This is a genomic window from Neisseria musculi (assembly GCF_014297595.2).
Taxonomy (GTDB): domain Bacteria; phylum Pseudomonadota; class Gammaproteobacteria; order Burkholderiales; family Neisseriaceae; genus Neisseria; species Neisseria musculi.
This window is the reverse complement of the sequence record NZ_CP060414.2, coordinates 2,582,453-2,607,476: the sequence shown is the minus strand read 5'-3', so window position 1 is coordinate 2,607,476 and position 25,024 is coordinate 2,582,453. Positions and strand designations below refer to the sequence as shown.

Annotated in this window: 33 protein-coding genes and 2 pseudogenes; 6 read left to right on the top strand and 29 right to left on the bottom strand. The window is 48.4% G+C overall.

Translation table 11 applies throughout. The features are described 5' to 3' along the window. Positions 1 to 104: 104 nt before the first annotated feature. Positions 105 to 1,655, top strand: coding sequence for a bifunctional peptide-methionine (S)-S-oxide reductase MsrA/peptide-methionine (R)-S-oxide reductase MsrB (msrAB, locus tag H7A79_RS13460; protein ID WP_187001734.1), 1,551 nt, complete (start codon positions 105 to 107; stop codon positions 1,653 to 1,655). Positions 1,656 to 2,086: 431 nt separating this feature from the next. Here msrAB and H7A79_RS13455 read toward each other — a convergent pair. Beyond that, positions 2,087 to 3,298: pseudogene (locus H7A79_RS13455) on the bottom strand (DUF2075 domain-containing protein). Further along, on the bottom strand, positions 3,265 to 4,029 hold the full coding sequence (locus H7A79_RS13450; RefSeq protein ID WP_214646380.1) for a hypothetical protein: 765 nt from the start codon (positions 4,027 to 4,029) through the stop codon (positions 3,265 to 3,267). The pseudogene H7A79_RS13455 and the gene H7A79_RS13450 overlap by 34 nt, the downstream one beginning before the upstream one ends. 620 nt (positions 4,030 to 4,649) lie before the next feature. On the opposite strand from H7A79_RS13450, the gene H7A79_RS13445 reads away from it, so the two are divergent. Next, a complete protein-coding gene (locus H7A79_RS13445) occupies positions 4,650 to 4,811 on the top strand; it encodes a hypothetical protein (protein WP_353663624.1) in 162 nt (53 codons plus the stop codon). Between the two features lie 350 nt (positions 4,812 to 5,161). On the opposite strand, the gene H7A79_RS13440 is transcribed toward H7A79_RS13445, so the two are convergent. The 27 genes from H7A79_RS13440 to H7A79_RS13315 form a co-directional block, all read right to left on the bottom strand. Continuing rightward, positions 5,162 to 5,650 carry a hypothetical protein gene (locus tag H7A79_RS13440; RefSeq protein ID WP_246407965.1) on the bottom strand — a complete coding sequence of 163 codons (489 nt, stop codon included), beginning with the start codon at positions 5,648 to 5,650 and terminating at the stop codon, positions 5,162 to 5,164. Further along, complete coding sequence (locus H7A79_RS13435; protein ID WP_246407963.1) at positions 5,651 to 5,857, bottom strand: hypothetical protein; 207 nt, start codon at positions 5,855 to 5,857, stop codon at positions 5,651 to 5,653. Further along, the gene (locus tag H7A79_RS13430; protein ID WP_246407961.1) at positions 5,857 to 6,051 is read right to left on the bottom strand and encodes a hypothetical protein; all 195 of its coding nucleotides are present in this window, start codon (positions 6,049 to 6,051) and stop codon (positions 5,857 to 5,859) included. Before H7A79_RS13430 ends, H7A79_RS13435 begins: the two co-directional genes overlap by 1 nt. Continuing rightward, positions 6,048 to 6,974: a hypothetical protein gene (locus H7A79_RS13425; protein WP_246407959.1), complete on the bottom strand. Its 927-nt coding sequence runs from the start codon at positions 6,972 to 6,974 to the stop codon at positions 6,048 to 6,050. Before H7A79_RS13425 ends, H7A79_RS13430 begins: the two co-directional genes overlap by 4 nt. 231 nt (positions 6,975 to 7,205) lie before the next feature. Beyond that, positions 7,206 to 7,814, bottom strand: coding sequence for a DUF4189 domain-containing protein (locus H7A79_RS13420; protein ID WP_187000513.1), 609 nt, complete (start codon positions 7,812 to 7,814; stop codon positions 7,206 to 7,208). A gap of 69 nt (positions 7,815 to 7,883) precedes the next feature. Continuing rightward, positions 7,884 to 8,453 carry a DUF1016 N-terminal domain-containing protein gene (locus tag H7A79_RS13415; protein WP_214646379.1) on the bottom strand — a complete coding sequence of 190 codons (570 nt, stop codon included), beginning with the start codon at positions 8,451 to 8,453 and terminating at the stop codon, positions 7,884 to 7,886. A gap of 13 nt (positions 8,454 to 8,466) precedes the next feature. Beyond that, positions 8,467 to 8,817, bottom strand: coding sequence for a hypothetical protein (locus H7A79_RS13410; protein ID WP_246407957.1), 351 nt, complete (start codon positions 8,815 to 8,817; stop codon positions 8,467 to 8,469). A gap of 33 nt (positions 8,818 to 8,850) precedes the next feature. After that, a complete protein-coding gene (locus H7A79_RS13405; RefSeq protein ID WP_281384924.1) occupies positions 8,851 to 8,976 on the bottom strand; it encodes a hypothetical protein in 126 nt (41 codons plus the stop codon). Between the two features lie 37 nt (positions 8,977 to 9,013). Continuing rightward, the gene (locus tag H7A79_RS13400) at positions 9,014 to 10,174 is read right to left on the bottom strand and encodes a site-specific DNA-methyltransferase (protein WP_246407955.1); all 1,161 of its coding nucleotides are present in this window, start codon (positions 10,172 to 10,174) and stop codon (positions 9,014 to 9,016) included. 24 nt (positions 10,175 to 10,198) lie between these two features. Continuing rightward, positions 10,199 to 10,606: a DUF4411 family protein gene (locus tag H7A79_RS13395; protein WP_214646378.1), complete on the bottom strand. Its 408-nt coding sequence runs from the start codon at positions 10,604 to 10,606 to the stop codon at positions 10,199 to 10,201. A gap of 94 nt (positions 10,607 to 10,700) precedes the next feature. After that, positions 10,701 to 10,775, bottom strand: a complete 75-nt coding sequence (locus H7A79_RS15315; RefSeq protein WP_492011892.1) for a hypothetical protein — start codon at positions 10,773 to 10,775, stop codon at positions 10,701 to 10,703. A gap of 70 nt (positions 10,776 to 10,845) precedes the next feature. Further along, the gene (locus H7A79_RS13390; protein WP_214646377.1) at positions 10,846 to 11,184 is read right to left on the bottom strand and encodes an ImmA/IrrE family metallo-endopeptidase; all 339 of its coding nucleotides are present in this window, start codon (positions 11,182 to 11,184) and stop codon (positions 10,846 to 10,848) included. Between the two features lie 209 nt (positions 11,185 to 11,393). Beyond that, complete coding sequence (locus tag H7A79_RS13385) at positions 11,394 to 11,828, bottom strand: phage tail assembly chaperone (protein ID WP_214646376.1); 435 nt, start codon at positions 11,826 to 11,828, stop codon at positions 11,394 to 11,396. Between the two features lie 62 nt (positions 11,829 to 11,890). After that, positions 11,891 to 12,280 carry a hypothetical protein gene (locus H7A79_RS13380; RefSeq protein ID WP_246407953.1) on the bottom strand — a complete coding sequence of 130 codons (390 nt, stop codon included), beginning with the start codon at positions 12,278 to 12,280 and terminating at the stop codon, positions 11,891 to 11,893. A 171-nt stretch (positions 12,281 to 12,451) separates the two neighbouring features. Further along, positions 12,452 to 13,111: a hypothetical protein gene (locus H7A79_RS13375; protein ID WP_246407951.1), complete on the bottom strand. Its 660-nt coding sequence runs from the start codon at positions 13,109 to 13,111 to the stop codon at positions 12,452 to 12,454. Positions 13,112 to 13,224: 113 nt separating this feature from the next. Then, a complete protein-coding gene (locus H7A79_RS13370; protein ID WP_246407949.1) occupies positions 13,225 to 13,392 on the bottom strand; it encodes a hypothetical protein in 168 nt (55 codons plus the stop codon). Positions 13,393 to 13,422: 30 nt separating this feature from the next. Further along, on the bottom strand, positions 13,423 to 13,836 hold the full coding sequence (locus H7A79_RS13365) for a hypothetical protein (RefSeq protein ID WP_246407948.1): 414 nt from the start codon (positions 13,834 to 13,836) through the stop codon (positions 13,423 to 13,425). A gap of 3 nt (positions 13,837 to 13,839) precedes the next feature. Continuing rightward, positions 13,840 to 14,583 carry an SNF2-related protein gene (locus H7A79_RS13360; RefSeq protein WP_246407946.1) on the bottom strand — a complete coding sequence of 248 codons (744 nt, stop codon included), beginning with the start codon at positions 14,581 to 14,583 and terminating at the stop codon, positions 13,840 to 13,842. Positions 14,584 to 14,604: 21 nt separating this feature from the next. Next, a complete protein-coding gene (locus H7A79_RS13355; protein ID WP_246407944.1) occupies positions 14,605 to 14,829 on the bottom strand; it encodes a hypothetical protein in 225 nt (74 codons plus the stop codon). Between the two features lie 267 nt (positions 14,830 to 15,096). After that, positions 15,097 to 15,891 carry an ABC transporter ATP-binding protein gene (locus tag H7A79_RS13350; RefSeq protein ID WP_187000511.1) on the bottom strand — a complete coding sequence of 265 codons (795 nt, stop codon included), beginning with the start codon at positions 15,889 to 15,891 and terminating at the stop codon, positions 15,097 to 15,099. After that, positions 15,888 to 16,793, bottom strand: coding sequence for an ABC transporter permease (locus H7A79_RS13345; RefSeq protein ID WP_187001733.1), 906 nt, complete (start codon positions 16,791 to 16,793; stop codon positions 15,888 to 15,890). Before H7A79_RS13345 ends, H7A79_RS13350 begins: the two co-directional genes overlap by 4 nt. Positions 16,794 to 16,904: 111 nt before the next feature. Further along, on the bottom strand, positions 16,905 to 17,927 hold the full coding sequence (locus H7A79_RS13340; protein ID WP_135035994.1) for an ABC transporter substrate-binding protein: 1,023 nt from the start codon (positions 17,925 to 17,927) through the stop codon (positions 16,905 to 16,907). A 315-nt stretch (positions 17,928 to 18,242) separates the two neighbouring features. Beyond that, positions 18,243 to 18,905, bottom strand: coding sequence for a hypothetical protein (locus H7A79_RS13335; RefSeq protein ID WP_135035991.1), 663 nt, complete (start codon positions 18,903 to 18,905; stop codon positions 18,243 to 18,245). A gap of 425 nt (positions 18,906 to 19,330) precedes the next feature. Beyond that, positions 19,331 to 19,669: an iron-sulfur cluster insertion protein ErpA gene (erpA, locus tag H7A79_RS13330; protein WP_135035988.1), complete on the bottom strand. Its 339-nt coding sequence runs from the start codon at positions 19,667 to 19,669 to the stop codon at positions 19,331 to 19,333. 169 nt (positions 19,670 to 19,838) lie between these two features. Next, positions 19,839 to 20,849, bottom strand: a complete 1,011-nt coding sequence (gene hemH / locus H7A79_RS13325) for a ferrochelatase (RefSeq protein WP_135035985.1) — start codon at positions 20,847 to 20,849, stop codon at positions 19,839 to 19,841. A gap of 272 nt (positions 20,850 to 21,121) precedes the next feature. Next, a complete protein-coding gene (locus tag H7A79_RS13320) occupies positions 21,122 to 21,337 on the bottom strand; it encodes a hypothetical protein (protein WP_135035982.1) in 216 nt (71 codons plus the stop codon). Between the two features lie 128 nt (positions 21,338 to 21,465). After that, positions 21,466 to 21,891: a YqaA family protein gene (locus H7A79_RS13315; protein WP_187000510.1), complete on the bottom strand. Its 426-nt coding sequence runs from the start codon at positions 21,889 to 21,891 to the stop codon at positions 21,466 to 21,468. A 702-nt stretch (positions 21,892 to 22,593) separates the two neighbouring features. On the opposite strand from H7A79_RS13315, the gene H7A79_RS13310 reads away from it, so the two are divergent. The 4 genes and pseudogenes from H7A79_RS13310 (at position 22,594) to fabI (ending at position 25,011) form a co-directional block, all read left to right on the top strand. Next, the gene (locus H7A79_RS13310; RefSeq protein ID WP_135035976.1) at positions 22,594 to 22,989 is read left to right on the top strand and encodes a hypothetical protein; all 396 of its coding nucleotides are present in this window, start codon (positions 22,594 to 22,596) and stop codon (positions 22,987 to 22,989) included. Between the two features lie 46 nt (positions 22,990 to 23,035). Then, positions 23,036 to 23,428, top strand: a complete 393-nt coding sequence (locus tag H7A79_RS13305; RefSeq protein WP_135035973.1) for a hypothetical protein — start codon at positions 23,036 to 23,038, stop codon at positions 23,426 to 23,428. Positions 23,429 to 23,547: 119 nt separating this feature from the next. Further along, positions 23,548 to 24,015 (top strand): annotated as a pseudogene (locus H7A79_RS13300) (IS1595 family transposase); the annotation flags it as partial. 201 nt (positions 24,016 to 24,216) lie between these two features. Then, entirely contained in the window at positions 24,217 to 25,011 is a 795-nt protein-coding gene (fabI, locus tag H7A79_RS13295) for an enoyl-ACP reductase FabI (RefSeq protein ID WP_135035970.1), read from the top strand. Positions 25,012 to 25,024: the final 13 nt, after the last annotated feature.

The following is a 25,024-nucleotide window of genomic DNA, read 5'->3' as shown; positions in this document are numbered from 1 at the left end:
ACTTTATTTGCGGCACCTATTGCCTGAGATGCCGAAACAGGCCTTCCGCCCCGGTTTACCGTTACAACAGGAGAACACCCGTGAAACTGCCCGCATTTTGGAAAATGCTGATATTGTCGGCCATACCCGTCCTGGTTGCCGCACTGTTTCTCTTCCACACCAAGCCCGGCAATGCCGCGCCCGTGCCTGCGGCATTGCAAAAGCTGCACGACACGCAGGGCAAACCCGCCGCCCGCCATTTGGCCGAAGGCAGGCCCACGCTGATAAAATTTTGGGCAAGCTGGTGCCCTTTGTGTTTGTCGGAGCTTGCCGCCACCGAACAATGGGCGCAAGATAAGCGCTTTCAAACGGCCAACCTGATTACTGTGGCCTCGCCCGGCTTTCTCGGCGAAAAAAACCAAGCCGATTTTCTGCAATGGTACCGTGGTCTGGATTATCCCAAACTGCCCGTGATTACCGATGAAGGCGGCGGCTTGGCCAAAAGCCTGAATATCGGCGTTTACCCCTCGTGGGCAGTGCTCGACAAACACGGCAACCTCGCCCGCATCATAAAAGGCAGCCTCAACGAAGCACAGGCATTGGCGTTGGTTGAAAATCACGAAGCCGACATAGGCCGTCTGAAAAACACATTCTACAAACCCGCTCAGAAAAAGGAATCTGCTGCAATGAACGCCAAAACCATTTATCTTGCCGGCGGCTGCTTCTGGGGCCTGGAAGCCTATTTCCAACGTATCGGCGGCGTAATCGATGCCGTTTCCGGCTACGCCAACGGCAATACCGAAAACCCTTCGTATGAAGACGTGGTGCGCCGCAACACCGGCCATGCCGAAACCGTGCGCGTGGTTTACGATGCCGACAAACTCAGCCTTAACGACATCCTGCAATACTATTTCCGCGTGATCGATCCCACCAGCCTCAACAAACAAGGCAACGACCGGGGCACCCAATACCGCACCGGCGTGTATTACACCGACCAGGCCGAGCAGGCCGTGATTGCCGCCGCGCTGAAACAGGAGCAGCAAAAATACGCCCAACCTTTAGTGGTGGAAAACCTGCCGCTCAAACATTTTTACGAAGCCGAGAAATACCATCAGGATTATCTGGTTAAAAACCCCAACGGCTATTGCCACATCGATATCCGCAAAGCCGATGAGCCCCTGCCCGGCAAAACCGCGCCGAAAGGCAGCAAAGGCTTTAATGCCGCCACCTACCGCAAACCGAGCGATACCGAGCTGAAAAAACGGCTCACCGCCGAGCAATACCGCATCACCCGGCAAAACGGCACCGAATACGCCTTCAGCCACGAATACGACCACCTGTTTGCCCCCGGCATTTATGTGGACATTGTCAGCGGCGAACCCTTATTCAGCTCTGCCGACAAATACGATTCGGGCTGTGGCTGGCCGAGCTTCACCCGCCCGATTGCCGCCTCTTCCGTTACCGAACACAGCGATTTCAGCTACAACATGCGCCGCACCGAAGTGCGCAGCGCCGCCGCCGATTCACACCTGGGGCACGTTTTCCCGGACGGCCCGCCCGCCAAAGGCGGCCTGCGCTACTGCATCAACGGCGCCAGCCTGCGCTTTATCCCGCTCGATAAAATGGACGAAGAAGGCTACGGCCATCTGAAAGCCGCCGTGAACAGCGCTAAGTAATCAATACTGAAGCAGACCGAGGCCGTTTGAAACCTTGCAAACCATATCGGGCACAGACATAACAGGTTTATCCTTCAAACACGCCCCAAGGCCTTTGTAAAAATACCTTATATGCTGTCTGAAAGGTTTGATTCCCGCACAAGCGGGAACCCGAGTGAAAATATCGAAGTATTGATTTAGTAACTAATTAGATGATAAATGCCTTGATTCCTGCCTACACAAAGATAACGGCAAACAAACATCTTGTGATGATTTTTTGAATTTTGCAAAAGTCTCACTCTGTAAAAGCATGCACTTCACTTTTCACATCACTGAAAACAGCTGCAACGCCCACCTCGCCTGTTCCACCCCTCGTGCAGATAACTGACTTGCGCAGTGATATACAACGTGTTTCTTGCCCTTCAATTTATGAGTATGCTTAACTATTAAGCTTAAACAAGTTCCTCTATGCCTATAGATTTTAAATACTGATATGTTCCATCATAAAACTTGCTTTGACGTGTATTATCAGTTCCGCTACCTTTCGGAATCCAAATCACCATTCCTTGCCTAGCTCTAGTCAATAAAACGCGATAGGCGTTTTTAGTAAACTGCTGACATTCTTCTTTGTTGATATTTTGCTATTTACAACCTTTAAAAGATTGATAATGCCATTTGCCATTTTGATAATAAAAATTCTCACCCCATGCTATGCATACCCAATCAAGCTCCAATCCTTGTACATCAAACTCTGTCGCCACATCTTCTAAAAAATAAGAAGAGCGTACATCATCTTTAGAATTTAAAAACCAATTGGCCACGTCGATTTCATTTTTAACATTTACACCCAATGCTTTCAGACGGCGTGCCCCCGATGAAGCCACCAAGCCATAACGCTCACTTCCTTTAGCTTGAGCTTTCACCCATGCTTTGGCTTTTTGCAAATCTCTTGTGAGTACAATAGGGTAGTTTTCTTGAATCTCGTGCCACAGTAGCTTGGCTTGATCATCCACATCCAATAACATGTGTACCCATGCCGAAACTTTTTCTGACCGAAATGAGCGCACTGAAGTAGCCAGATGTAAATGGTCTTGCTCAACGCCTGTTGTAGATAACCAGTTTTTTATTGTGGTATCTTGCAAATAATTGTCTTGATTGACAATCAAATTAGAATAATGCACCTGCCAATCTGGGTAAGAAGATTGCAAAGCTTGCATCCAGGCAACTAGGCCTGCCTCGCCCGTGTTAATTTCTTGCCCGCCACCAATCAAGCAAACAATCACACACCAATCTTGATGACGATTCATCACCTCAATCAAAAATTCTGGCTCAGACTGGTTAAAATCTGACAGTCCGCGTTTTTGACTCATAAATTTACTGGTTTGATGTTGATTCCAAGCACGTTGTGCTTCATCAAATACCACAACTTTTTCAGTGGGTGCTTGTGAGTTTTTCAAATATTCGTCTCTAAAATAATGAATATTTTGAATGAACGCCCGAGTTTCTTTTAGTGCAGTTTCTTTTTTGATTTTATTTTTAATGGCGCGGTTTCTTGCCAACGCTTCTTGTAAAACTTGCACCAACGGGCCGTTTCCTGATAAGAAAACAGCATGTTCATCTTCTGCTACTTTTAAGCGCTGATTAGCAATATTGAGTCCAGCCAATGTTTTACCTGCGCCTGGTACACCAGTAACAAAACAAATGGATTTTTATGTTCTTGTTTAGCTTGCTCAATAATGTTGCTAATACAACCAGCAGTATCTGACAAATTTTTTGCTCCAGCATCTGAGCGCGTGATTTCTGCAACATCATGCTTTTGATAAAGCGCTTGTGCTGCTTCAATAATGGTCGGGGTTGGTTTGTATGATGATTGCTCCCAAGCTGCAACATCCATCAGATTATTTGAATCAAAAGACGAGAAAAACTCACCCAAATTCTGCGCATTCAATAAAATCGCACAGTCTAAATTTTGTGCTGCCTGAAAATTATTTTGAATAATTGGTGCTTTCTCCGCAATCAATACGGGTATTAAATTCACATGATGGCTACCTTCATGAAAATTTCGTAAATCAAGCGCATAGTCAATCACTTGGTCAATCGCATGCTTATCATATTGTTTGCTACCAATTTTAAACTCTAGTAAAAAAATTTTATTGCCAAGAATGACAATATTATCAACACGCTTCCCCATTCGCGGAATAGAAAATTCAAAATAAATATGCCCAGTTAAATCCACCAATTGTGATTTTAAAATAGCAATTTGCTTTTCCCATGCGTTTTGTTGCGATTTTTCCAAAGACTGATAACCATGATGCTTGGTCAACGCACCCAAAATACTTAAATTATCTTCTTGAATAAAATCAGCAATACTTTTTCCATAATAAGCTCGCGACATACATTACTCCTTTCATCTGCACTTACATTCACAAAAATAGTGTTGCGATATAGTTTTTTTGGCCTATCCCGTCCCACCGGCTTCGGCTGGCAAACCTGAACCAGCGAGCGGGTTTTACTGCGTTTGCCTATATCCCCCAGCTATGGTTTGCCCGGTTATTTCCCCCAACACGGCGCTGCGTACACAGCCGGATTGTATCGAAAGGCTCGAGCTGAGATTTTTCGCGTTTGTATTCCACAGGTTTCAGACGGTCTGTTTTAAACCCACTCCCTTCCAAATTCATCATGCTGCCGATACCGGCTTAAAAGTAGTGTACTTTTAGGTGCTGGTCATAGTGCACTTCTTAGATGGCTGCATACAGTTTCAATTAAAGCGCAAATAAACTGCATTTTAAAGGCAAATGAAGGCCGCTCGCACCCAAATAGACAGTGTCATCAAGCAGGATTTAAACCCCACAACCGTATCCGAAACATACCCGTAGCAGGTTCTCTTACCGCTGCTGGTGTGTGAAAAACACCCATTCGGTGCAGACTTTCAAACCTTCAAACCAGTTTGCCGCATTCTCCGGCCTGACTCCGTAAAAACGGCAATCCGGAACCAGTGTTAAAGGAAGAGACAGAATGACGAAATACGGCAACAGAAAGGTACGCGCCGCCTTGTTTATGCCTGCCATGGTTGCCTTAAGGCGCGGCTATCTGCCCGATTTGGTACAACGTCTGAAAAACCGAAAAAACCGACTATGGTTATACTCGGTGCCATTATGCGCAAGCTGGCCGTCATAACCTTTAACCTGTACAAAAAAGGCGAAAAGTACGATCCGAACCGGTATCAGGTCATTTGACAAACACATAAAAAAAAACAAAGCGGATTTGCCAAAAAGTCAAGCAAAATCCACTTAAAACAGTTAAACACATCAAAATGACACAACAAAATAATAAATAAAATTAGCAAGTTATAAATTTATGTAAAATATCTGTTGAATGTTAAAGTAACATCTTTGCAAAATTCAGAAAAACCCCGCTGGAATTTAGTTTGCCACCATGCCCACGCAAGCAAGAATTCAGGAGCCTCCCATACAATTAATTGTTTATTAAATATTTTGATTCATACTTCCGTCTGTGCGGGTATGGTGTTATTTAAGCCTTTCAGACGGACAGGGTATTTGCACAGCTTCGCCCTTTTTCTCAAACCGTAAAAAATCCGCCAAGCGCTTGGCTTCATCCACTTCATCGTGGGGGATGAGCAGATAAAGCCATGCTTTGCCGCCGTGCTGCACGGCATAGTCCGCTGCCTGCCTGTACCAGGCTGCGGCGGCTTCGGCTTTGGCCTGTACTTCGGGGCTTTGCATATCGGCACGGGCTTTAGTTTCCGCCATCAGGATAAAATCACCGTTTTCCACCACAAAATCGGGAATATATTCTTTCTGATCGGCGCCTTGTTTGTAATAAATCTGGAATTGTCCTTTGGCGGGTTTGAACCATTTCTGCGCATCGCGCTCCAGAATCACAGCAAAGCGGCGCTCGGTGTCGGAATCGAATTTTTGCAGCGGATACAGGCATTTTTTAAATCCGCCGAACAGCATCTGCCTGATGCGCGATGCATCTTGCACGGTTTCGCGCACCTAATGTACGGGTTCGTTTGCCGAGGCGGTGTAGTGGCAGGGTTTGAGTGCGGTAAAACCGCGGCTGACATGCGCTTCGTAATGCGCGGCTTGTTCCCAGAAATGCGCCGTCATCTGCGCGTGGATTTCCCGTGCAATCAGGCGGCGGTTTTTATCCAGCACGTCCAGCATCTCGGCTTCGGAAAGGTAGCTTTGCAAATGCCGCACTATCTGCCCGGCCAAGTCATATAAAAGCTCGGCTTGGGTGTGAAGTAGTCGATGTCGTCAAAATCAATCAGCGCGTGCACGATATAGTCTTCGGGGCGTTTTTCCACCAGACCCAATTCGGCGGACAGGCTGCTTTGCTCGTCGGTATGCAGGTTGTGAATCAGGATTTCGCGCGCGCCGGGCTGCAAATTCAAGTTGCCGACATCCAGGGTAAAGGGGAGAAGCCTGTTTGGATTTCTCCGCCCGGCATAACGGTAATACTCGGAATATCAATGGTTTGCTCCACCAATATTTGCGTGGTTTTCGCTACGATTTCCGCGACTTCGGGCCATTCATCCGCCCATAATCCGCCTTGCGCGCCCTGCAATTCCCGTTGCACTTCTTCGGCAATCTGCGCCTGTATTTCAGGCTGCAATAAGGCTTGCGAAGTGGGTGCCTGCTGCGGGCAGGTTTCGTAGCGGGCGGCCGCTTCCATGACTTTGCGGGCAATCTGTTTTTCCTGCTCGGTTTGGAAAACGGGCTGATACGCGGATGGGCTGTTGGCAGGCGGGCTATCTTGCACCGTGTTTTCAAACGGCCTGTCCGCCAGCCCCAAACGGCTTTCTATGCCGCTCGGCACGGTTACGCTCACGGTTTGCGTATCCTGATCGGCAGGTTCCAAAATCACCTGTTGCAGGCGCAAGACCGAACCGCCTTTGTTGGCTTCGTCAATAATTTCCTGAAAACGGTCGTACGCCACGATATTGAGCCGGACCACCGCTTCCTCGCCCGTGCGCTTGCCGTAAGGCAGACGCAGGCTGCGCCCAATGCTCTGCTCAATCAAAGTGCGTGCGTTGGCGGCGCGCAGCGGCACAATGGTATACAGATTGGTTACGTCCCAGCCTTCTTTAAGCATATTGACGTGAATCACGATTTCGGTCGGCTCATCCACGCTTTCCACCGCCAAGAGCCGCGCAATCATTGCTTCTTCGTCTTTGCCCGACTTGCTGGAATCCACCTGAATCACCTTGCCCGCATAGCGCCCGCCGTAAAAGGCATAGGATTCCAGCAAGGCAAGCAATTGCGCCGCATGGGTGGTATCGCGGGCAATCACCAGCATAAAGGGCTTCTCCGCCACCTGCACACCATCTTCTCTGTTGGCCGCCGCAAAGGTCAGATATTCCGCTGCCGATGAGCGGGTGATGGAAACCCCGCATATTGTCGCGGCTTTGGCCTGTGGCTATGCGCCGGCCTTGCATGATGAACCACAGCGTCAAATAGACTGTCGGTATCCCCAACAGCAGCTTTTGAAGGTTGCCAAAGACTGCCTCTCAATAAAAACGGCTTGCTCTGAAGTAGTCAGCGCCGCTTATTGCTGGCCGTAGACGCTGTAGTCATAGCCGGTGCAGAAAGCAGTGCCGTGTTTGGTCTGAATGCCTGAATAAAAACATCTGTCAGGGTTGTTTTTTCTGTGTACCGCTTCGCAAGATTGCATAGCTTTAGCTGCCGCTTTTTTATCGTCCGGGTCTACGCCTATAAAAATATCACTTATTGATTTAGGGTTCTCATGTGCATAAACAATAACCCCACATGCATTCGCAATAGTTGCAATTAATCTGCAATCAGAGGATTCGCACTGGCTCAGCGCCCATTCAATTGCCCTTTCTTTGGAAGCATATCCCCCGCTCCATGCAATTTTTTTATTTCCCCAGTCCCGCCCGATCACCATCCAATAAGGCGTTGCGCGGTGTTGGGCTATTTCTGCCTGTATTTTGCGTTCTCTTTCATGCCAAGCTCGCACCTCGGCAGCGGAGGGGTCTGTGTTTGCTCCTTGTTGCTGCTGAGCACGCTTTTTTCTTACTTCTTCATCATATATCCCCTGGGCCATTTCATTGCTCATCGGCTGTGCAAACCCTACCCCTGCAAAACCAAGCCATACAACGCCAACAGTTGCTATATATTTAAAAATCGTCCGCATTTATCATTACCTTAATTCAAGCTCTTTAATCCGTTTAGTCTATTATAACTGTTCGGGTGCATCTACTCTTTATTTACCGCGTTCATGCGCTTCTTCGCCCAATCCCAAAAAATCAAACAGATAAGGGGCTTTTAATGTTTCTTGCGCCAAAGCAGGCGCAGGCAAGCGGGCGGTAAAATTGGTAACCGCCTGCCCCTGCCGTTCATGCAAGCGGTTTTTGATATGGATTTCCAAAGTGGTGCGCGACCAAGCCTGTGCTATAGCCTGCTGTAAATACCACTCTCTTTGTTGTGGTATTTTCACCTTATCAATCAAAGTACAAAGATGAAACCACGGAAATTGTGCAGCAGCCTGCTGCACAATTTCAAAATCCGACCAAGCCTCGGCAAACGCACGCATATATTTTAGATTGCGGATAGAAAACCCCTTCATTTCCGGAAACGCTTCACGCAAATCGCGCTCCAGGCGGTCAATCACTTTGCTGCCCCAGCCTTGTGCCACCTGCCGCTCCAAAATATCCCGCCCGATATGCCAATAAAGCAAAACCAGCCCGGCATTTGCCACCAAGGCCGCTTTCTGCCTCGCCGCCAGCACCCGACTTTTAATATCGGTCAGCCAATCGCCGTAATCAGCGGGCAACAATGGCGTTTCTTTACTCATTACTCATCACCCGCCTCCCCCGCAAAAAATCCTCCTGATTTTCAACCGCACTTTTGCCTTTGGCAGTTTGGGCGGAAGCGCTTGCCGCGTTTTCAGACGGCCGGACTTCGGGCGCGGCCATCGGCAGGTTGGCAATGTTCAGGCTGTAATCGTCATGCCCCCATTCGCAGCGCTTCAACACCATTTTCGGGATTTTTTTCAACAAAAGGTTGGGGAAGCGCTCCGCCGCCTGCGCCGCCGTGATACCGCGCCACACCGCGCAGCACACCAAGAGGCTTTGATTTTCGCCCACTTCGTCCGACAACGCCTGCAACTGCTCGGCAGACAAGGTTTGCGTGGTCACATAAATAAAATCGCGCTCGCTGGAATAGCCGTGCTACCACCACAAGGTTTCAGACGGCCGGTAAATAAAGCCCTCCAGCTTGGCCAGCGCTTCGGCCAGCATTTCGGGGCGGTATTCGGGGTTGATCACCGGATTGCCCCATTTGTCATTGACAATCAAGGTCGGCGCCAAACGGTAATAACGGAACCCGCCGGCCCTACCAGTTCACCACCTTGGAAATCCCGCCCTGATCCGTGCCGTCAATCACCTTGTGCAAACGCGGAATAATATGCGTGTAGCAATGCTCACCCAATTCCACCATAATCCAGCACCGCCCCATTTTATGCGCCACCGCGCCGGTGGTGCCGCTGCCGGCGAAAGAGTCTAGGACGAGATCGCCGGGGTTGGTGGCGAGTTCTAAAATACGCTTCATCAAACGCTCAGGTTTGGGGGTATCAAATGGATTTTTTGCACCAAAGAGCGCATTAATTTCTTTTTTTGCTTCTTGGTTATGCGCTACCTCATCATTACCCCACCAAAACCACGCATTCTGCCCTTCCATCTCGGACAAAAAGCGCTTTAGCCTAGAGCGTGAATTTCCGTCTTTACCGAACCAAACACGATTTTCTTGCAATAATTTTTCGAATGTCAGTTCACTAATTGCCCAACATCTCCCTTCAGGGGGAGGGTGTTTTTTGCCATTGGGTGCGGTAATTTTATAAAACTGTGAAGCAGTGGCATGGCCTGTCATACCTGTGAAATCCGTAGAAGCCCATGCACCCCTTGGGTCGTTATCAGGATTTTTAAAATCTTTTTTCCTTGCTTCGCCAATTTCTAATTGATTAAATTTTTGATGAATTAAAGGCTGTTTCCCATACACCAAAATATGGTCATGGGCATTACCCAATCTCAATCGATTATCTGGCGATGTTCTTTTCTGCCAAACCACATTCGCCACAAAATTCCCCCGCCCGAACACTTCATCACACAACACCTTTAAATAATGCACTTCGTTGTCATCAATGGTTATCCACAACGAGCCGTCATCCGCCAGCAAGCGCTTGATCAGCTCCAAACAGTCGCGCATCAGCGCCAGCCAAATCGAATGCTCCAGCCCGTCATCATAATGGGCAAACGCGCTGCCGGTGTTATACGGCGGGTCGATAAACACACACTTCACCCTGCCCGCAAACTCCTGCTCCAACGCCTTGAGCGCCAGCAGGTTATCGCCAAAAATCAACCGATTATCAAAAATCGCCTGTTCCGAACGGGTGGGCGCATGATACGACTTCGCCGCATCCTCCAACAAAATCCGCGCCTCCAACTTAGGGCGCTTGTCTTTGCCTATCCAAGTGAGTTCTAGTTTTTGGTTTTTCATATATTTTTATCTCATCTGCTCAAGTCAGAGCTTAAATCCGATTTCTTGGAAAAATTCGTTCATCGTAATGCATTTAATTCCAAAATCTTTTGCTATATCAGGATTTTTTACTTCCTTGCTCGGGTTCTGTGCGTTCAAATCCCGTTTAGCAAGCTCATTGGTAACGATAGTCAGACCGTCTTTTTTGGCAATCGCAATTAACCAACCATCCGCAATTTTTTCATGCGTCCAGCTTCTCGGATCAATCAATGCTTTATCGCTATAACAAGAATGCTGGGCAATATGTTGGATAACCTGTCCCCATTCTTCGGCATAATCTTTATGATTCAGATATTCCCCGTTAAAGTTTTGCTCTAGCCATTCTTTAAATTCATCACTCTTATTGACTTCATCAACAACAATTTTCGGTAATACAACATGCTGATTAAGCACTTTTTCAAAAGCCTCCCAAAAACTTGGAAATATTCAAAGCGATAAGCCCGACATAAAAAATTAATATAAATATTGGTGTCCAGTAAATATTTCATTATTTACCCTCCGCCAAAGCTTTATAGCCTTTATAGCTGACACCGATAATCCGAAAAGCTTCGGTATAAGAAATCCTGTTTTGACTGACTGCTTGCTGGACATAATTAAAAAAACGGCTATCTATACGGAACTTTAAGTTGTTATTATAATTTCCACCCCCTGATGATTTTTTTACGTCCCTGAAACTCTTTGAATAACTTATTCAACTCCTCTGTTTTGGACAAATAAACGGAATGATCGATATCATTTGAATCATACAAACGTCTTACAATAACAAATTTGCTCACTTTGAATTTATCAGCAAGCGATTGTATTTTCTCATCAATATTTTTTCCCACTGTTTTTAACGCTGCGTCAAAAACTCCCCTCGGAACAAGAATCTCCGCAGTTACTTTGTTCACAAAAACCTCTAACGGATCACGAAAATAATTGTTTATCTCTTCATCAGTTAAGATCTCATTCGTTCCAATAAATAAATGCACCAGCTCATGTACTAGCGTAAATAATGTTCCACTATGCTATCGTCTTTTTGATTAATAAAAATAATGGGTGCTTTGTCATCTACCAACACAAATCCTCTAAACTCATCCAAACTTAATGATCTGTGCGTATTGTCCCCCACCTTTCCATTAAAAAAACAAACACACCAATATTGTTTATTTTTTCTTGAAGAAACTTAAATACATCACTTTTATTTATATTTTCTTGAAAAAAATTCTGTAACCTGCAATTTATTTCTAACAATAGAAGCCACTTTGGAAATATCATCATTGATACTGCATGAACCTATAAAATCCAAGGTAAAATCAATTTCTTCACGCAAGAAGGCTTGCTTTCCTTCCATCTCTAAAATCGTATCGCACAATTCTTCGCTCATAGCTTGCATTGCCGTAGAATCCATTGTTCTAAATTCTAATTTTTTACTTTTTATCTCAATCGGACTTTGTAATAACAATAACCCATTTGGGATATTAAGTTTTTTAGCAACTTCCGAAACTTGATTAAATGTAGGATTTCTTTCACTACTTAAAAATAATTCAATATTAAGAATGGATTCTTTGAGCTTATCAAGCGATATTTGCGCATGTTCGATATAATATTTAAGCATTTCTATGTTTACATTCATGACATCAAATCTCTTTTATGCTTGTTCAAAGCAAAATAGGCAATGGGTTAATATTAACATGCTCACACCATCCCCCACTCAATAAAAAACAATTCTTCTTCATCCACCTGCTGCTTTAACTGCTCTTCCAGATCTTCAATCAGCCGGTTGCGTTGGTTTTCAATTTCATCCTGTTTGCCAAAAAGCTCCCGCCGCTGTTTGCTGCGTTTGTTTTCCAACTCACACTGTTTTTTCTGCCAAGCCAGCTTTTCTTCCAGCGTGGCGGCAGTGGCAGCGGTGCGGCAGGCTTCTTTGATTTGGCGGTCGGTTTCTTTGATGTCTTGCTCCAAGCCGTGTTTGAGGTCGCCTGTCCAGTCATCGAGTTTTTGCACTTCCTGCTCAAAGTAGCCGAGATTGCGGTTTGTCGCCTCGTTTTGCAGTTGTTGGCGGCGGTGGTCGATATCGGCAGCCAAGGCCGTCTGAAGGGGTGTCGGCGCGGTTGTACCGATGGTTCGGGCGGGCAGGCCGAGCAGTTTTTCGGGGTCGTTGTCTTGCAGGGGTTCGCTGCTGTCGGTTACGGCGGCAACCAGCAGGTGCTGTTCGGTGTCGTGTAAGGCGCTGATGGTGATGAGTTTGGCGGCCAGTTACCCGCTTTGGCCGCGATAGGCTTCCAGCGTGCTAATTTTGCTGCCGTGTGCCTGATAGTCAAATTGCAGGCGCACGGGCGGGTAGGCGCGGTTTTTGGCTTGAGTGATGATAGCTTGCGCCAAGGGGTGGTTGATGCGGTAGAGACGGGCTTCGCCGCTTTTGCGCGGCAGCTCGTAACGCCCCAACACAACGGTGTTGGGGCCGTCTGAAAGGTTTTCGGGCAGGCGGTTGAGCGTAAACCCTTCTGCATCAAAATCGGCATGTTCTGCCAATTCGCTTTGGGTTAAATCCATCAGAATGCGTTCGTATTTTTTGAGCGCATCACGGCTTTGTTGGTCGCGGATGCGCAGCCTTTCGCGCACTTCTTCATCGAAGTTTTCCAGCAGGGTTTGGCGGGCGTTGACCATGTTTTGGTTGATTTCGTCCGACAGCTCGCGTTGCAGTTCGTTGAAAGCGGATTGAATCTCTTCAGGCAGCCGGCAACGGCGGTAAATATCGGCAATGCGCCGTTCGATGTCTACACCCGAGCCGATGGCGCCCAATACTTCGTCTCTGGCGCCGAATACGCCGTTAAAGAGTTGGAATTTTTGCTCCAAGAGTTCATACACGCGGGCATCGGCTTCGTTGCTTTCGTCCACAAAATTGACCACGACCACATCGTGTTTTTGCCCGTAACGGTGGCAGCAGCCGATGCGCTGTTCGATGCGCTGCGGGTTCCACGGCAGATCGTAGTTGATGATGAGCGAGCAGAATTGCAGGTTGATGCCTTCTACGCCCGCTTCGGTGGCAATCTGCCTTGTTCTTTGAAATATTCCACCAGCGCAGCGCGGGTGTCGGCGCTTTTGGAGCCGGTGATTTTGTCGCTGCCTTCGTGGTGCTTGAGCCAGTTTTTATAGATTTTTTGCGCCCTTGCATCGCTGTTGGTGCCGTTGAACAAAACGATGCCTTCGCCGTTTTCGCCTGCATATTAGCTTGTCGAAAGGCATTGCAGCAGATAATCCTGCGTGCGCTTGGATTCGGTAAAAATAATGGCTTTTTGCGGCTCGCCCAGCGCTTTGAGTTTGGCAAAGGCGGTGGAAAGTGCGGTTAATAAGGCGCGGCTTTTGGCGTCTTCGCGGATATTTTCTGCCAATGTTTTGAAGTGTTTGAGCTCTTCGATTTCATCGGCAATGGCTTGGTATTCGTTTTGGCTCAGACTATTCGGCGCGGTTTCTTCTTCCCATTCTTCGGCGGTTTCGTCCAGGCTTTCATAGTCTTCATCGAGGATTTCCACCAAGTCCGGCGGCTTGGATTCGTCCAACACGCCTTGCAAGCGCTTGCTCATGGTATCCAAGGCACCGGCAATGGCGCGGCTGCTGGAAGCAAGCAGTTTCCACAACACCAACTAAACCAGCTGCCGCTGGCCTTCGGGCATGGCTTGCAGATTCGGGCGGCGCAGATAGTCGGCAACCAATAAAGAAAAGGCTTGCTCCTGTTCAGACGGCCGGAACCGTTGCACGATAGCAAAGCGTTGGGTGTAGGGAACATAGGCCTGAACCTGGCGGCGCAAGGTGCGTTTGCATACGGGATTTAAGCGCTGGCGCAGGCTGGCCAAAGTTTGCTCGGTGGCTCTGGCGCCAAACTGGCTGCGAAAGCTGTCCAAATCGCCGAAAATACGCCCATCAATCATGCTGACCAAGCCGTAAAGCTCGAGCAGGGAATTTTGCAACGGGGTCGCCGTCAGCAGCACTTTACTGGTAACGTTTGCCAACGCTTCTTGCAAGGTTTTGCCGATGACATTGCCTTTTTTGTAGACGTTGCGCAGGCGGTGCGCTTCATCCATCACCACCAGATGCCAGCCGACAGCTTTGATGTCGTCCGCTTTGGCTTTGGCAAATTGGTAGGAGCAGATAACCGGCACATCTTGGCGGAAAGGGTTGCCGCCTTCTTTTTTCAGGGAGTTATAGCTTTTGGCTTCCAAAATCATGCCTTGCAGGCCGAATTTTTCCTGCAATTCCTGATGCCACTGTTTGCGCAGATTGGCCGGGGTGATAATCAGAATATGGCGCTTGCGCTCCGCCCAGCGCTGCAAAATCACCAAACCGGCCTCAATGGTTTTGCCCAAGCCGACTTCATCGGCCAAAATCACCCAGCAAAGTTTCCACCAAACTCACCATTCTGTTTTGCCCAAGCCGACTTCATCGGCCAAAATCACCCCACGCGACAAGGGGTTTTGGCAAGCAAACAAGGCAGCATCAACCTGATGCGGATTCAGATCCACTTGCGAATCAACCAGCGTACCCGCCAGCAAATCCATACTGCCGCTTTGCGCCTGACGGGTGAGCAGCCAAGCGTAGTAACGGGCTTGGTGGGGGGGGAGCAGATGTTTTGGCATGGGTATTTTCCGTTTTTTTTCAATTAATTCAGCATAATAAATTCTCATCAAAGAATTTTCAAATTATCTTTACCTTCTCCGTCTGTTGCCCCGTTCTGCATTGTTGCGCCGTAAACGCATCAGGCCGAAATTTCTATATAACTCAGGCCGTCTGAAAGCTTTTTCAGACGGCCTTTGGCTACGGATTCGGACTTCCTTCGCAAAGCAGCAAAGCGCGGAAGTCCTTAATTGAATCAATAGATTCGCGATATTTATCCCATTCCTGCTTTAATCCAACAGCAGGGCATCGTCCGACACTTTCTCGCCACGTGTCTGCTCAAACAAATCCAGCAAATCGGGAACGTCCATGCCGGTGCGGCGATCGCCTGCAACGTCCAACACCACTTTGCCGCGGTGCAGCATCACGGTGCGGCTGCCGTGGTCGAGCGCTTGGCGCATGGAATGGGTTACCATCATTGCCGTCAGCTTGTTTTCGGCGATAATCTGATCGGTAAGCTCTAATACAAACGCAGCGGTTTTCGGATCGAGCGCAGCGGTATGTTCGTCAAGCAGCAGGATTTTGCTCGGCTGCAAGCTGGCCATCAGCAGGCTCACGGCTTGGCGCTGGCCGCCTGACAGTAAGCCGATGCGGTCGGTTAGGCGGTTTTCCAAACCGAGTTTCAACACGGAAAGTTTTTCGCGGAATAATTCACGGTTGGCTTTGTTTAGGGCAAATTTCAGGCCGCGCCTGCGGCCACGCGAATAGGCCAGCGCCATGTTTTCTTCTATGCTCAGCGCTTCACAGGTGCCCGCTAGAGGGTCTTGAAATACGCGCGCTACCAAATGGGCGCGTTTGTGCGCGGGCAGGCGGGTAACGTCTTGGCCATTGATTTGGATACTGCCGCCGTCCACCAATAAATCGCCGCTGATGGCGTTGAGAAAAGTGGATTTGCCCGCGCCGTTGCTGCCGATAACGGTTACAAATTCGCCGCTTTGAATGTGTAGGTTCATGCCGCGCATGGCGGGGTTTTCAATCGGCGTGCCCGCGTTGAAGGTAACTTTCAGATTATCGGCGCGCATCATGATGTGGCTTTCCTTGTAAGCGATCGTTTAACCGCCGGCAGGCGCAGGGCGATTACTACCAATACGGCGGTAATCAGGTTTAAATCGGTCGGGCGCACGCCCAAACTTTGCAGAAATTCGTTGCCCAATGCAAAGGCAATCAGCAGGCGGTACACCAGCGCCCCCACAACAGCGGCCAACGTGATAAAGATAATGCGCTTACTGCTCAGCAGGTTCTCGCCGATAATCACCGCCGCCAAACCGATAACGATGGTTCCGATGCCGCTGGCCAAATCGGCGCTGCCTGTGGTTTGGGCAAACAGTGCGCCGCCCAAGGCAATCAGGCCGTTGGAAATCGCCATACCCAACACCACCATTTTAGAAGCCGCTACACCCTGCGCCTTGGCCATACGCGCGTTTACGCCGGTTGCGCGCATGGCCAAACCGGTTTGGGTGTTGAAAAACCAATCGAGCAGCAGCTTGGCGGCAATCACGAAGCCGGCAATAATCAGCGGCTGCACCCAAAACTGGTTGCTGAAATCGGCGGCCACAAACGGCTCAAACACGCTCGGCGCTCCAATGAGCGGAATATTGGGTGTGCCGCCGGTAATGCGCAGATTAACCGAATACAATGCCACCATCACCAAAATGCTGGCCAGCAGCGGCAGAATTTTCAACGACACATTCAGCCACGCCGTTACCATGCCTGCACAGGCACCCGCCGCCGCACCTGCCAGACAGGCAAGCCACGGGTTAACGCCCGAACCCACGCATACGGCAAACACCACTGCCCCTAAAGGAAAGCTGCCATCGGCAGTCAGGTCGGGAAAATCAAGAATGCGGAACGAAATCAGCACGCCCAGTGCCACCAGCGCATAAATCAAGCCGGCTTCGATGCCGCCGAAAAAAGCGATCAGGCTCATAATTTGGTCAAACTTTCTTTCCGGTCTAGCCGCGTTTTCAGACGGCCGTCTGAAAACACAATCAGCCAACCTTCACGGCCGGCCAATCGTTTATCAAACTGAATCCATCGGTTACTCTTGCACTTCTTTAGCCTGCCCGAGCAAATCCTCCGGCAGTACCGCCCCTGTTGCGGCAGCATTCTTCTTGTTTAAAAACAAATCTAAAGTTTCCATGCGGGCTGATGGAATTTCTCCCGCTTTTTTACCGTTTAAGATTTGGAACACCATATCGCCGGCCTTCCTGCCCAAATCATAATAGTTCACCCCCAAAGCAGCTGCCGCGCCACGCTTGACAGAATCGGTATTCGAAGCAACCAAGGGTTTTTTCATTTCAACGGCGGCCTTATACATAGATTCGTAAGAAGCAACCACATTGTTGTCGGGCGAAGTGTAAAGCAAATCGACTTTGCCGTTTAAGCTGCGCGCTGCGGCCAGCACATCGGCAGAACGTTGCGCGGGTGCTTCCACTACGTTAATCCCTTGAGACGGGAGTTTGGCTTTCAACTGTGCTAAAACAGTGGTGGAATTCACCTCGCCGGGGCTGTAAACATAACCCACATTTTTCACCGCAGGCACGAGCTTTTTCATCAAATCGATTTGCGGTTCCAACGGTAGTTCGTCAGAAACACCGGTTACATTGGTATTGGAGGCCTCCCACCCCGGAACCAGCTTCGCTGCCACAGGGTCGGTAACACCGGCATAAACCACGGGAATGGTTTTGGTTGCAGCCGCCATAGATTGTGCGCTTGGTGTCGAAACCGCCACAATTACATCAGGGTTGCTCCCTGCGAATTTCTTGGCAATCTGCGCGGCATTGGCAGTGCTGCCTTGCGCACTTTGAAAATCAACCGTCAGATTTTTGCCTGCTTCATAACCCTTGTTTTTCAATTCGTCCAGCACGCCTTTGCGGACCGCATCCAGTGCCGGATGCTCCACAATCGCCGTGATGGCGATTTTTTTATTGCCGGCGGCAGCCGAAGTGTCTGCCGGCGCAGCAGCTTGCTCGGCAGGGGAACAGGCGGCCAGCAGCCAAGCCGCTGCGGCACTTAAAACATATTTTTTTGAAACATATTTTTTTGCAGATTGGTGGTTCATTAGGAACTTTCTTAATTAATGAAGCTGGCTGTTGGACAAACTGTGCAATGGTATTTTAATTTTTTTAAAAAATCACTGCCCGCATTGACGTGCAACCGCAAATCAGCCCCATTAAAATAGATTTATATTTTAAAATATTGTTAAATATTAAGTATAAATACTAAATAAATGGTTTTTAACCAAATAAAATTATAACCATAAGTTTTCTTGAAGGTAAATATGGTTATCTTCCGGGCCGCCGATATGCAAGCCAAACAGAGAGGCCGTCTGAAGATATTCAGACGGCCTCTCTGTAAATTTGGTGAGAAATCTGATTTACTTTCCCGATTGGCCGAGAAAGTAGCCTGCAGCAATCAAAAAAACCACCGCCAGCACAATACCGCCGGCAATCAGCACCTTTTCACCTTTAAACCAAGTCATCCAACGCCACGCGCCCAGCTCCTTTTCCATTTTCTCGTTGAGTTCCGCACGTATCTGTTTGCGCAGGCGTTTTTCTTCGGCCAGTTTTTCCAACTGCATACGGTGGGCAATTTCCTGCTGCTTCTTATGTTCAAAAGCTACTTTTTCCTCCCACTCGATGCGTTTGCGCGCAATAGCGGCCTCGGTAGCGGTTGCAAAATGCAAACGGCAGGTGGGGCACTCCGTGGTTTCTTCGGGATTATCGATCATAGTGCGGCACACCGGACATTGATCGAAAATAGTCTGAACCTTATCCTCTTCTATTTCTTCCGGCAACAGCTCGAGCGAGTGGCGGATAATCACATCCAACCCCAAATAACTGAAATATTGCTGGGCGTTTTCACGTTCGTCTTTGGTGCAGTTTTCCGCAATAATAGCCTGAGAACGCTCGGCCAATGCCTGAATCAGGTCATTGGCTTCATTTTCCGGCAGGTTCTCGAGCAGGCAGGCGTTGATACGCTCGCTGTCGATACCGGGCGGATAAGACACATAAACATCATAGAGTTTCTGTTGGCTCATTGTTTTTCCGTTACATCTATTTCTAAAAACAGCTCAGACTTTAAATCTCTGGCAATACTTTTTTATTTTTTAAAAAACCAAATCTTGGGTAAATTCAGTTTATTAAGCTGCTAACACGTATCAATATGTAGATATCGAGATTATGCGATTGTAGCAGCTTTGTCAGCCGCCTAGATACAAACGGCATTTATTTGCGATTAAATCAAATGCTGCTCCGTTTTTCAGCACTGCTGTTTCAGCCCGTATGGCTTATTCAAAGATACTTTGAAAAAGTAATGCTTAAAATTATAAATTAAGCATATATATTTCTGTGGATTATTTCGCCCTTACAACTTGCCGCAGGCAACAGAAATTGATTTAACACAAAGCCGAAACCTCCGATTTTTCTGTTTTCAGGCTTGTAGGCGCGATTATGGTGTCGGAAATCAAACAGAAAATGATGAACCGCAGCCGCAGGTGGTGGTTGCATTCGGGTTGCGGATAACGAATTGCGAACCTTGCAGGCTTTCGGTGTAGTCGATTTCCGCGCCCAGCAAATATTGATAGCTCATTGGATCTACTAAAAAAATTAAGCCGTTTTTTTCGATTTCAAAATCATCATCGTTTTTGATTTCATCAAAAGTAAAGCCGTATTGAAAACCTGAGCAACCGCCGCCGTTCACAAAAACACGCAGTTTCAAATCAGGGTTGTTTTCTTCGGCGATTAAGTCGGCCACTTTGGCGCAGCAACTTTCGGTAAAGATGATGGGGGTTTCTTCTGACATGATGTGCTTCCTTGATTGTGATAGTTTGCAGCTATTGTCGCGCAAACGGGCTGCTCAAGCAAGTTAGGGCGGTGGCCGCGATTTCAATATATTACAAAGCCGGTTAATACTGTTTTTACCCGCCGCCCAAGTTGGTCGGAAAAGCTCAGGCCGTCTGAAAACACCTGCTTTAACGCCAGCCTTGCAGGTTGCGCTCCACCAGCGAGGTTAAGGCATCCATCCATACCGTATCGGTATTCAGGCAGGGGATATACCGGTATTGGCGGCCGCCTGCTTCATGAAACTGCTCACGGCCGGCAATGGCAATTTCTTCCATTGTTTCGAGGCAGTCGCTGACAAAGCCCGGGCAAAACACATCCAAATCAACCACGCCCTGTTGGGGCAGGCTGTCAAACAGTTCCTGCGTGCCCGGCCCCACCCATTTGGCTTTTCCAAACTGGCTTTGGAACGAAACCACATAATCGTTTTCGCCGATCGACAAAGCCTCTGCCAACAAACGGGCGGTTTCGCGGCATTCATGGGGATAGGGGTCGCCGTCATCGCTGTTTTTCTGAGGAATGCCGTGAAAACTCAGCATCAGTTTGCCGCCCCGCCCGTGCTGCGCCCAATAAGATTCGACATGCTGCTTCATGGCGGCGATATAGCCTGCATCGTTATAAAAACGCGACACAGTACGCACACTCATTTGGTTGCGCTGCCGTAACAGTTCGCCAAACACTTTGTCGAGCGCCGCGCCCGTGCTGGAGGCAGCATATTGAGGATAGAGCGGCACAACCAGCACTTGCGCCACTCCCTGCGCTTTCAGTTCGCGCAAAACCTGCGGCACACCGGGATTTCCGTAGCTCATGGCATGGCGCACGACGATATCCGGCAGCCGCTGCCCCAGCAGAGCCGCCTGCCTTGCTGTATAAACAGCCAACGGCGAGCCTTCCGGCAGCCACACCTTCTCATAACCGTGGGCACTTTTTTTCGGACGCAGGGTCAGCACCACACCGTGCAATATCGGCTGCCATAAAGGTTTGGGCAACTCAACCACGCGGTGGTCAGACAAAAAATCACGCAGATACGGCTTCACCGCCGCAGCTGTCGGCTTGTCCGGTGTGCCGAGATTCATCAGCAACACAGCGGTTTTGTTTTGCTCCCCGTAAGGCAGGGCGGGTTCGGGTAAAAAATTCGGCATAGTATTTATCCTGTTTTTCAGACGGCCTATTGTGTTCCCAATCTTTTTTCAGACGGCCTAAGGCTGTTAAATTTGCGGCATTGTGCCGTTTTCCAAGGCTTGCCTGCCCGCTCCGCATAGCCAAAACCTTTTAAAGCCAAGGACGCACCGCCCCAATTCAGGCACCGCCGCTGCCGGCAGCGTGATCGGCCATTCAGACGGCCTGAGCAGATTTTGCAAAGATTCCGGCCAATAATAAATATTTGTTCGATATAAGGCAGCCATGCCGCACCTCAAACACCATTTTTATAGCGAATCGCCAAGGCAAACACAAGGCGGCAAACCACAGAGAGCGGCAAGTATCGTGAACCTGCTTCATTTCTGTTACCGCGTTGCTGCGGTTTGCCGCCCAAAGAAATGGTTTTACAAGCTGCCCAAGCAGCAACAAAACCTATTTCATATAGTAGTACTGCGAGACCTGAAACCTGCCGCCTCATACCGAAAATCATGCAGATTCAATAATATAGTTCATATATCGTGCAACACATCCTGCCGGCTCTGCCGGTATGCCAAGGCAGGCAGCGATGCAACCCAAACCGGCCGGTCAACGATAATAACAAAATAACAGCCGTTTGCTTTATGCGGCAAACACTGCACCGCCCCCCTGTATGCCGCCGAGTAAAACGCCGTAGCGCAACAGTTTGCCCGCCGTCAAAGCCAGGCCGCACTTCCAAGCATTCAGGCGCAGCCAACCTGCGGCAAGCGGCAGGCCGTCTCCCACAACAGGCACCCAAGCCAAAAGCAGCGTCCAAATACCGTATCGGCTCAGAAACTGAAATATTTTTTCAGACGGCCTTCGCTTATCGGGCAGCAGCCTGCCCATACCATACGATAAAATACTGCCCGCCGCGTTGCAAACGCCCGCCACCAACCACGCACCCAACCAAGATTCAGGATGGCGGATAACGAAAGCAGTAAAAGCGGCTTCAGACGTGCCCGGCAAAATGGTGGCGGAAGTAAAAGCAGACGCAGCCAAAGCGGCATAAAGCCAAAACAATTCCATAGTCGGCACGGCCGGAAAAATGCGTATTGTAATGCAAAGCATCCTCCAACCAACGCTTTTTTACCGCACCGCGCGGCATTCCCCCTACCTGAATGATTTGTGTACCGTTAAACCGCCATAACCGCCTTCTGTACACCTCCTATTGCCCCAATCTGCGGTTTTGTGAAAATAATCAAAATTTATTCGGATTTTTGTTAAAACGCTGCCGGACTGCAAGAACAACCACGTCTAGGCCGTCTGAAAAATATTTGTTTATGCAAAACCAACCGATAAATTCAGGTCGAGCTTCGTTAAAAAACGATAAACAATGTTTTCCGTTACACAACAAAATAAACAACCAAAAGATGCGTCAATGTTATTTGACAAATGGAAAAGTGGTAAATATACAACATCATATATTTATGAAATCAGATAAAAACCACATCTTGCCGGTATGCCTGCATAACTGGCACACTATTAACCCATGCGTTAAAACGCAGATACAACTATCTGCATACTTTTGTATTTTATGAAAATAAAATAAAACACCCCAAATGCCGCCATCTTCATTACCAACCGATTTCGCTTAAAAGGCGGCTTACCCTATCCGGAATATTCCGACAACCTTTACACCCGTATTTAACCGTTTATCTAAAAAACAATCACAATTGTAATTTATTTGGCATAATTATTTTGTTAAAAAATGTATTTTTTAGATAACTTATGAAACGACCGCTTTTTGTAACGGTTCTTGCCTGGTTCTTAATCGTTTCTTCGGCATTATGCACCCTGGCCATGCTGGCAACCGGACACAACCCCGAAATGCAGGAAATTATCTGCCACATTCCGTTTCCGATAGGCATTTATACTTATACCGCCGCATATTCGGGATCAATGCTGAACACCCTGGCCGGCACAGCCATGCTGCATGCCAAAAACTGGGGGCGGTGGCTGTATGTGGCCTATGGCACGGCAGGCATCATATTTAATCTGTCGGTGTCACCCAACCAACCCATGCTGCTTTACGGAGTGGTGCTTTTTGCCTGCATCGTGTATTTTTTGTTCCGCTCCCGTACACATTTTTATTTTCAAACTTCCGGTGGAATAGGTAATGCGTAATTTCTTGAGTATGATATTTTTCTGTGGCGCCGTTTTCTGTTTTTATATGCTGGGGCTGACCGCCTTTATTTCCACCCAAACCATTGTGGACAAATGGTCGGCTTTATTGGCTTTTTCAGCAGCAGCCGCCGTGTTGGCGGCTATCGGCTTGACCATCGCGCGCTTCAAAAACTGGCGGCTGAAAACCGGCATGATGCTGCTGTTTTCATGCCTGGCCGTATGCAGCGTGATGTTTGTGATTTTAGCGGCACCCGCCACTCCGATTATGGCAGGAGCCGGTAACATCATGCAGCTTAAAGATTTCGGCGATTACCAAACCGGCGGCACAATCCTGTTTTTACTGCTCACCACTTCATGCGTTTTAGTAATCCGGCACACCCGCATATCCAAACTTAAAAACAGAATTGCCGAGCTCAAGCAGCGTATCCAACGGCTTTAACTCCGATAAAACGGCTGCCGGCGGACGGAAAAACAACTAAATAATTACATGAACTGTACTTAGATTAGCAGTTATGTCCACCCAGAAAAATGAAGATAACAAACTGTAAACCAAGCAAAGACGAAGTTTTTGACAGTTCCATTGAGCTGGATGAAAGTTATTTAGGCGGACAACGTAAAGGAAAACACGGTCACAGAGCTACAAGTTAAAGTTGCCGTCTTTGGTATTATGCAACGTAACGGCAAAATTTTTATCGTAGTTGAAAACACCAAGAGAAATACTTTGCTTCCTGTTGTTAAAGCCTGACAACATTGTCTGTACCGATTGTTATAAAAGCTGTGATGTGCTTGATGTGGGTGGATTTACCCATCACCGTATCAATCATTCGCAGATCTTCGCAGACCGTCAAAACCATCTACAGCATTGAAAATTTCCGAAATCAGACAAAGCGCGTTCTACGAAAATATAATGGAATTGGCCGTCAATCCTTTCCGTTACTCTTGAAAGAGTGTGAATTTCGTTTTAACTTTGGCACGCCCAAAGAGCAGTTAAAAGTTCTACGGGTTTGGTGTGGTATTTGGGGATAATCTAATACAGTCCCCTAATTCAATCAAAAATTCAAATTGCGCCGGGGTTATGGTTCAGAGTTAGAGAAAACCTGGCAAAGACTGTCTGAAACTTTAAAACCGTCAAACGCCAAAACACCTGTTTTCTATGCCGAAAGCGGGTATTTTGATATAATCCACGGTTTTTAAAAACCGCAAAACCTCTACTTAAGGATAATCAACATGGGCTTTTTGCAAGGTAAAAAAATCCTCATCACCGGCATGATTTCCGAGCGTTCTATCGCTTACGGCATTGCCAAAGCCTGCCGCCAACAAGGTGCGGATCTGGCGTTTACCTATGTGGTGGACAAACTGGAAGAACGTGTGCGCAAAATGGCTGCAGAATTGGGCTCCGAACTGGTGTTCCGCTGCGATGTGCAGAGCGATGAAGAAATCGCGCAAACCTTCGCCGACTTAGGCAAAGCTTGGGACGGCCTGGACGGATTGGTTCATTCTATCGGTTTTGCTCCGCGCGAAGCCTTAGACGGCGATTTTCTAGACAGCATCAGCCGCGAGGCCTTCAAAATCGCCCACGAAGTTTCCGCCTACAGCCTGCCCGCGCTGGCTAAAGCTGCCCGCCCGATGATGCAGGGGCGCAACGGTTCGATTGTCGCGCTCACCTATCTGGGCGCAGTGCGCGCGATTCCTCACTACAACGTGATGGGCATGGCCAAAGCCAGCCTGGAAGCAGGCATCCGCTTTACCGCTGCCTGCCTGGGCAGGGAAGGCATACGCTGCAACGGCATTTCTGCCGGTCCGATTAAAACCCTGGCCGCCTCGGGCATTGCCGATTTCAGCAAACTGCTCGGCCATGTGGCCTCGCACAACCCGCTCGGCCGCAACGTTACCATCGAAGAAGTGGGCAACACCGCCGCTTTCCTGCTTTCCGATCTGGCCTCGGGCATCACCGGCGAAATCACCTATGTTGATGGCGGTTACAGCATCAATGCCCTCAACGACCCCGAAGAAAAGGCCTGAGCCCGTCCAATAC

Coding starts and splice junctions, on each gene's coding strand:
- msrAB (WP_187001734.1), top strand. CDS start 105: ATGCTGATATTGTCGGCCATACCCGTCCTGGTTGCCGCACTGTTTCTC.
- H7A79_RS13450 (WP_214646380.1), bottom strand. CDS start 4,029: ATGTCGCGAGCTTATTATGGAAAAAGTATTGCTGATTTTATTCAAGAA.
- H7A79_RS13445 (WP_353663624.1), top strand. CDS start 4,650: ATGACGAAATACGGCAACAGAAAGGTACGCGCCGCCTTGTTTATGCCT.
- H7A79_RS13420 (WP_187000513.1), bottom strand. CDS start 7,814: ATGCGGACGATTTTTAAATATATAGCAACTGTTGGCGTTGTATGGCTT.
- H7A79_RS13400 (WP_246407955.1), bottom strand. CDS start 10,174: ATGAAAAACCAAAAACTAGAACTCACTTGGATAGGCAAAGACAAGCGC.
- H7A79_RS13385 (WP_214646376.1), bottom strand. CDS start 11,828: ATGAATGTAAACATAGAAATGCTTAAATATTATATCGAACATGCGCAA.
- H7A79_RS13355 (WP_246407944.1), bottom strand. CDS start 14,829: ATGCCAAAACATCTGCTCCCCCCCCACCAAGCCCGTTACTACGCTTGG.
- H7A79_RS13350 (WP_187000511.1), bottom strand. CDS start 15,891: ATGATGCGCGCCGATAATCTGAAAGTTACCTTCAACGCGGGCACGCCG.
- H7A79_RS13345 (WP_187001733.1), bottom strand. CDS start 16,793: ATGAGCCTGATCGCTTTTTTCGGCGGCATCGAAGCCGGCTTGATTTAT.
- H7A79_RS13340 (WP_135035994.1), bottom strand. CDS start 17,927: ATGAACCACCAATCTGCAAAAAAATATGTTTCAAAAAAATATGTTTTA.
- H7A79_RS13335 (WP_135035991.1), bottom strand. CDS start 18,905: ATGAGCCAACAGAAACTCTATGATGTTTATGTGTCTTATCCGCCCGGT.
- erpA (WP_135035988.1), bottom strand. CDS start 19,669: ATGTCAGAAGAAACCCCCATCATCTTTACCGAAAGTTGCTGCGCCAAA.
- hemH (WP_135035985.1), bottom strand. CDS start 20,849: ATGCCGAATTTTTTACCCGAACCCGCCCTGCCTTACGGGGAGCAAAAC.
- H7A79_RS13320 (WP_135035982.1), bottom strand. CDS start 21,337: ATGATTTTCGGTATGAGGCGGCAGGTTTCAGGTCTCGCAGTACTACTA.
- H7A79_RS13315 (WP_187000510.1), bottom strand. CDS start 21,891: ATGGAATTGTTTTGGCTTTATGCCGCTTTGGCTGCGTCTGCTTTTACT.
- H7A79_RS13310 (WP_135035976.1), top strand. CDS start 22,594: ATGAAACGACCGCTTTTTGTAACGGTTCTTGCCTGGTTCTTAATCGTT.
- H7A79_RS13305 (WP_135035973.1), top strand. CDS start 23,036: ATGCTGGGGCTGACCGCCTTTATTTCCACCCAAACCATTGTGGACAAA.
- fabI (WP_135035970.1), top strand. CDS start 24,217: ATGGGCTTTTTGCAAGGTAAAAAAATCCTCATCACCGGCATGATTTCC.